This is a genomic window from Vibrio sp. D420a (assembly GCF_030248625.1).
GTDB classification, from domain to species: Bacteria; Pseudomonadota; Gammaproteobacteria; order Enterobacterales; family Vibrionaceae; genus Vibrio; species Vibrio fortis_A.
In genome coordinates, this window is record NZ_JAHGAN010000019.1 from 104,353 (window position 1) to 112,553 (window position 8,201).

General features: G+C 46.3%; 1 protein-coding gene. It reads left to right on the top strand.

Annotated features, from left to right (window positions below; genetic code table 11):
* Positions 1-419 precede the first annotated feature (419 nt).
* Positions 420-8,201 (top strand): retention module-containing protein (locus KI743_RS14160; protein WP_285466899.1); only part of this gene is annotated, 7,782 nt, incomplete at its 3' end.

Sequence of the window (8,201 nt, forward strand, 5' to 3'; positions counted from 1 at the left end):
TATGTCGTTTGAAGCGAGATAGCTTCGAAAATAGTATTTTCATCATGACGAGATCTGAGCACGATAGCTTCATCGAAATCGCATAATGGTCGAAATTGACGCTAGTTAGTGACTATTTCCGATTGCTTAAAATAAGTCCTTATTTGTTATCACTTAAATTGAAAAATCTATCTCATAAATAGGATGTGGTTCGATATGCAATCCAATCCCCCTGAAAATGGAATTTTCCTAAGGAAATACTAGTCTTAAGAGTAAATGAGTTCGATAAACATCAAGTAAAAACAAAATCGAGCCATCACAAGTTAAAGATAGATAATGTGATAAAAATTAGTGGTTGAATCTGAGTTACAACCCAACGCGCGCTTACAACAATTCTTACACGATGATGAAAACATCATTATGTGTATCTAGGGGGACATATGGATGTCGAAGTTTTGCGTAATGCAGCAATAGTTCAACAAGTAAGTGGTGATGTGGTCGTCATGAGTCCGGATGGTAGCGCTCGCAAGCTGAAAGCCGGAGATACTATTCGTGACAATGAGATAATCATTACTCCAAAAGGCGCAAAGTTGGTCCTTGTTCAAGTGAATGGAGAGGTCAGTGTTGACGAAAACTGTGTGGGTTGTCTTGATGATACATTTGCTTGGAGAGAACAACCCCTAGGTGGTGATGTTGAGATAGATTTTACCCAGGCTGGCGATGAGGCATTCGATGTCAACGACATTGCGGCGATTCAAGAGGCAATACTCGCTGGGGAAGATCCAACGGAGATATTAGAAGCGACGGCCGCTGGGGGAGCGAGTGGTTCGGCGAATGCTGGCTTTGTGACTATCGATTACAATTATACTGAAACACGACCTTCAACGTTTTTTGAAACCTCAGCGTTAGCGCAAGAAGATGTCGATGAAGATGATGACGAATTTAGAACCGACGTTACCGCTTCATCAGGTGGACAGACTGTCTCACAGAGTCTGACCGAGGGTTCTTTGTCACAAGGAACTTATCCTCAAACCGTTTCCACAAATCAACTTATTCCAAGCGGCAGTCTCGATTTAGACCCTAACTCTTTTGTACCTGCTGCTGATTCTCTCTCTTCTCTGCTTAGTGAACTTAATAGCGACATTACATCGGGTGGTGTGGCGGTTCAGTTTGTTTATGATGCAAACGAAAATGCCATTGTGGGCACTCAGAATGGTACGGAAGTCCTACGCGTCGATATCGACACCGTAAGCTCGGGTTCGAATGTTAACTTGACGCTTACCTCGACATTATCTGCTCCTATTGATCATGTTTCTTCAGTAGGTGACGGACAGGTTTCATACGTTGATAACCAGATTACGTTGACCTTTGATATTGAAGGCGCTGACATTGGTGGTAACGCCATAGCGACACTTATTTCAGCTGGTGTTGCAATTTTAGATGGTACAGATCCAACTCCCGAGACTGTTACGATTACTAACCCGGAAACCAATACGACCTTGGTTGAGGGGAGTTTCGTTTCCATAGAAAGTGATAGCTTGGCTTCGGCAGTCTTTGATTCTGCGTCGCTTTCCCAATTCGATGGTATTTTGAGTGATAACCAGAATACCATCGCGAGGCTGTCGGACGATGGTACAGAGATCACTCTGTCTATCTTAGGCCGCGGAGAGGTTGTACTCACGGTTTCAGTTGATACCGATGGCGAGTACCATTTCCAACAGTTCAAACCTATTGAACAGATCAATTCAGATTCTCTTGAATTCTCACTCCCGGTAACAATCACTGACTTCGACCAAGACTCGGCAGTGAGTACATTAAATATCACTATCTCGGATGGTGATCGACCAACGATCAATTCCGTCGACCCAATCTCTGTACAAGAGAGTGGTCTCGTTGGTGGCTCTGAAGAGGGCGTAGGTATTATCACTGGTGCGGGTTCAGTGGATTCAGATACCTTTACGAGCGACATCATTGATCACCACGAATTAGAGCCGTTGGAATTCAATACTGATGGCAGTCTGTTGTCGAACGGCCAACCTGTTTCTTTGGAGTTGGTGAGTGAAGTGAACGGGGTTAGAAACTACGAGGGCTTCATCACTCTTGATGGAGTAAGAAGCGTTGTTTTTGAAGTTGCAGTCGATAGTCCAGTTTTGGGCTCTTACGAGTTCACACTACTCGATTCTTTAACGCACCAAGGCTCTCAAGATGCTGAGTTGAGTTTTGAGTTGCCTATCTACGCAGTTGATGCAGATGGCGATCGTTCCTCTTTAGCTGGTGGTAGTGGGGACGCTCAACCCGCATTGATTGTGGTGACGGTGGCCGATGATGTTGTCGAGTTGGTAGATAACAGCGTGGCACTTGATGAGCCAACGCAAGACGGTGACTCAACGGTTTCTTATAATCTTTTTAACTTCACTGGTGGTGATGGAGCGACGGTTCAGTCCTTTGTTTATGACGGCACAACATACAATCTAGATCCAGATCAGGACGAGGCGGTTCAACAAGCGTTTGTGTTTGATGAGGGGACACTCAATGTTGCATTAAACGGGGATGTGACTTTTGTCGTTGCGAGAGACATTGACCATTCAGCAAGCGAGACCATCACTCAAGATATTACATTTAATGCCGTTGATGGTGATGGCGATACAGATTCAGCCTTACTACAAATTTCAATTACTGACGGGCAAATTCCTACCATTAATGACATTCCGAGTGTGTCTTTATTGGAGCCAGACTTGGCTTCGGGCTCTTCACCAACAGGCTCTGATGTTAGTTCAACGCAAACAATTGATTTCACCCCAGGTAGTGACAACGTCGCTCGTTTTAGATTGGAGAGCTCAGAGTTTAATACCAGTGGTGCACTAACCTCAAACGGCTTAGTGGTGGGTTTGAAAGAAGAGCCTGCGGACTCAGGAAATTACGTTGGGTTCGTGACAGATAGTTCGAATACAGAAGTGCCGGTATTTACTCTCGAGTTTTCAGATTCGACATTGGGTGAATACACTTTCACGCTACTTGACTCTCTAGATCACGCCGATGGTTTGCAGAATAACGACTTATCATTTGACCTTCCCGTTTACGCGGTGGATTCAGATGGCGACGACTCCCTAGGTGCTTCGCTAACTGTGACAATAGGTGATGACCTACAAACCATGCAAAATGGTATTTTGACCATTCAAGAGCCTAGCTTAGGCGTGTTGGCTCAAGGTATTGTTACGACGGAAACGATCAATGTGCTCCCTATCCAAGGTGCAGATGGGGCGTCAATCACTCAGTTTACCTACGATGGTGCAATTCGAACCTTAGAGCAGAATGATACTGGCGAGCAGGAGTTCCAATTCCTGGAAGGTTCTCTGTTTGTAACCCTAGATGGAGACGTTCGTTTTGAGCTTAATCGTAATCTCGATCAAACCGATGGTGATATCGTTAAAACGGTTGTGCTGACATCTAGTGATGGCGATGTAGACGTGGACACGGCAACTGTGGTCTTAACAATCACTGATGGCGACGACCCAACTATAGATAATGTACCAAGTGTCACGCTCGATGAGTCTGGGTTGATCGATGGTTCAGCGCCAAGTGGTGTCTCGGTTGATTCAAAAAATACTATTTCATTTACTGAAGCGAGTGATGACGTTGCACGTATCGAAGTGGTGGTGGGACAGTTTAACCGCGACGACTCGCTAACCTCTAACGGACTTATCGTTGAAATTCGCGAGGAGCCAGCAGGGTCAGGTAGTTACTTAGGCTATACGACCGATGTTTCAAACGTTGAAACGCCTGTTTTCACTCTTACTTTTGATCAAACCAATATTGGTGATTTCACCTTCGTATTGCTTGAAGCGTTCGATCATAGGCCTCTACAAGGCAATAACTTACTCTCTTTCGATATTCCTATTTTGGCTGTCGATACGGATGGAGATAAAACCGCTGTAAGCCAGTTGGTTGTGAACATCAATGATGATGTTCAGGTTATGCAAGATGTTGATTTAACAGTGACTGAGCCAAATTTAGCTGACGTTAGCGCTGGAGCTGTGACTACTGGTGTAGTTGATGTGCTTACCGCGCCAAGTGCCGATGGTTCGAGTGTCACTCAATTTACTTACGATGGTACGGCTTACACACTCGACCAAACAGACAGCTCTGAGCAAGAGTTTACCTTCACTGAAGGATCGCTATTTATCACCACTGAAGGTGAAGTGCGCTTCGAGCCAAATCGTGATTTAGACCACTCGACGGGTGATATTGTTAAAAACATCGTAGTGACATCGAGCGATAGCGACAATGATGTACTGACTTCTACAGTCACGCTCACTATTTCCGACGGTGATATTCCGACTATTAATGTAATTCCTCCTGTTTCGCTCTCAGAATCAAACCTTGATGATGGCTTTGCGCCAAGCGGTGTGGCAGTGAGCCAAACAGAGACTATCTCTTTCACTAATGAAAGCGATGACGTTGAACGCTTTAGAATCGCGACCGACGAATTTAATCCTTCAGGCACGCTGACTTCGAATGGCTTGGCTGTTGAGCTTCGAGAGTTCCCAGAAGACTCTGGTCAATACACAGGCTTCACAACTAATGCACTAAACCAAGAAGTCGAAGTATTCACCCTTAACTTTGATGACGTCGTGTTAGGCCGTTACATCTTCACACTGCTTGAAGCCCTCGACCATGAAGATGGTTTAGACAACAACAGCCTAAGCTTCGACCTACCTGTTTATGCGGTTGATAGCGATGGTGATGATTCGGTAATGTCGCCACTCACTGTGACCATCGAAGATGATGTTCAAGGCATGAGCAATGGCGTCTTAACCATTGAAGAGCCGACAGTTGCGGATCTGGCAGCAGGGGTGGTGACCACAACCACGATTGATGTGATGCCAGAGCAGAGTGCAGATGGCGCGATCATTACTCAGTTCACCTACGACAGCAGTGTTTACACGCTTGACCAAACTGACACGGGCGAGCAAGAGTTTATCTTCACCGAAGGCACATTGTTTATCACGCTAGAGGGTGATGTGCGTTTTGAGCCAAGCCGCAACCTCGACCATGAATCTGGCCCAATCGTGAAATCGATTATGGTGACGTCTAGCGATGGTGATGTGGACGTCGAAACTGCAACAGTTGTTCTGACCATCACTGATGGTGATATCCCAACCATCGAGTCGGTACCAAGTGTATCATTGTCTGAAACGCAACTTGCTGATGGTTCAACGCCAAGTGGCAGTGCAGTGAGCCAAACTGAGATTATTTCATTCACTAACCAAAGTGATGATGTAGAGAAATTCCGACTTGAACCGGCAGAGTTCAATGTCGGTGGCACATTAACGTCGAATAACATTGCGGTTGAGCTGAAAGAAGAGCCAGTAAACTCAGGAAACTACACTGGTTTTATCAATGATGGGGGAACGGAAGTTCCGGTGTTTACCTTGAGTTTCTCAGGTACAACCCTTGGTGAATACACCTTCACACTGCTTGAAGCGTTAGACCATGCTGATGGTCTCGACAGCAATGAACTGACTTTCGACCTACCAATTTACGCAGTTGATTCTGATGGTGACGATTCACTGATGTCGCCACTGTCTGTGACCATTGGTGATGACGTCCAAGTCATGGCGAACGGTGCGCTCGACATCACTGAGCCAAACTTGGTAGATGGTGTTGTGACGACCAATACCATTGATGTGATGACAGCGCAAAGTGCTGATGGAGCGGTGATTACCCAGTTCACCTACGATGGCGGCGCAGCGCAAACTCTAGATCCAACGATCACCGGAGAGCAAGAGTTTATCTTCACCGAAGGTTCAGTGTTCGTGAGCATTGAAGGTAACGTGCGTTTTGAATCGAATCGAAATCTCGACCACGAAGACGGCGACATCGTCAAATCGCTAGTCTTCACCTCAAGCGATGGCGATGTTGATGTAGAGACGGCAACGGTGACTCTGACCATTACCGACGGCGATATCCCAACCATTGAATCTATTCCAAGCGTTACTCTAGCAGAAGCAGGACTGGCGGATGGCTCTTCTCCAATCATAGGAGCCGTAAGCCAAACTGAAACCATCTCATTTACCCACCAAAGTGATGATGTTGAGAAGTTCCGATTAGAGCCAAGTGAGTTCAATACAGATGACTCGTTGAAATCTGGCGGGTTAGCGATTGATCTTAAAGAAGAGCCGGCAGGCTCAGGTAACTACGTTGGATTTACGACTAATGCCTCGAATGTAGAGACACAGATTTTCACTCTCAACTTTAGCGCTGCTACTCTAGGTCAATACACCTTTACATTGGTAGAGAACATCGATCATGAAGATGGTCGTGGCAACAACGATCTAACGTTTGAGCTACCTGTCTACGCAGTCGATACCGACGGCGATGACTCGTTAATGTCACCGCTGTCAGTCACCATTACCGATGATGTTCAAATTATGGCGAGCGGAGCGCTTAACATAGAAGAGCCAACGGCCGCTGATTTGGCTGCGGGTACGCCAACGACTTCTATCTTCGATGTGCTCACTAGCGCAAGTGCCGATGGTGCGAGTGTGACTCAGTTTACCTATGATGGTACGGCTTATACGCTCGACAAAAACATAGTGACTGAGCAGGAGTTTATCTTCACAGAAGGCTCTCTATTCATCACAACTCAGGGGGATGTGCGCTTTGAGCCAAACCGAGATTTAGACCACTCAGGTGGTGATATCGTGAAGAGCATCGTGGTGACCTCTAGCGATGGTGATGACGACGTTCTTACCTCGACAGTCACGCTGACCATTACTGACGGTGATGTACCAACTATCGATGTGATTCCACCTGTTTCGCTCTCAGAATCAGACCTTGCAGATGGCTCTGCGCCAAGCGGTGTGGCAGTGAGCCAAACCGAGACTATCTCTTTCACTAATGAAAGCGATGATGTTGAACGCTTTAGAATAGCGACTGATGAGTTTAACCCATCAGGCACGCTGACTTCGAATGGCTTGGCTGTTGAGCTTCGAGAGTTCCCAGCAGACTCTGGTCAATACACAGGATTTACGACTAATGCACTAAATCAAGAGGTCGAAGTATTCACCCTTAACTTTGATGACGTCGTGTTAGGACGTTATACCTTCACACTGCTTGAAGCGCTCGACCATGAAGATGGACTCGATAACAACACTCTAAGTTTTGATTTACCAGTTTATGCGGTAGACAGCGATGGTGATGACTCTTTGATGTCGCCACTGACGGTGACCATTGAAGATGATGTTCAAGGCATGAGCAATGGCGTCTTGACCATTGAAGAGCCGACAGTCGTCGATCTGGCTGCTGGGGTGGTGACCACAACCACGATTGATGTGATGCCAGAGCAGAGCGCGGATGGCGCGACCATTACTCAGTTTACCTACGACGGTGGCACACCGTTATTGCTTGACCAAACTGATACAGGCGAGCAAGAGTTTATCTTTGCTGAAGGTTCTCTATTTATCACCCTCGAAGGTGATGCGCGCTTTGAACCAAACCGTAACCTCGACCATGAAGATGGCCCAATCGTGAAATCGATAGTGGTAACGTCCAGTGATGGTGATGTCGACGTCGAAACTGCGACAGTCATGCTTACGATAACTGATGGTGACATTCCAACTATTGAGTCAGTACCAAGCGTATCGCTATCTGAAACACAGCTTGCTGATGGCTCAACGCCAAGTGGCAGTGCGGTCAGCCAAACCGAGACCATCTCGTTTACTAATCGAAGTGATGATGTAGAGAAGTTTCGACTTGAACCGACAGAGTTCAATATCGGTGGTGCGTTAACCTCGAATAACATCGCAGTTGAACTTAAAGAAGAACCAGTAGATTCAGGCAACTACATTGGCTTTATCAATGATGGGGGCTCGGAAGTTCCTGTATTCACTTTGAGCTTCTCAGGGACAACCCTTGGAGAATATACCTTTACGCTGCTGGAAGCGTTAGATCATGCTGATGGATTAGATAACAACGAGCTGACCTTCGACTTGCCAGTTTATGCGGTCGACTCAGATGGCGATGACTCATTGATGTCGCCGTTGTCAGTCACTATTGGTGATGATGTGCAAATCATGGCTAATGGTACGCTCGATATCACCGAGCCAAATTTGGCTGACGGAACTGTTACTACCAACACCATTGATGTGATGACGGCACAAAGTGCTGATGGGGCAGTGATTACCCAGTTCACTTACGATGGTGGCGCAGCGCAAACCTTA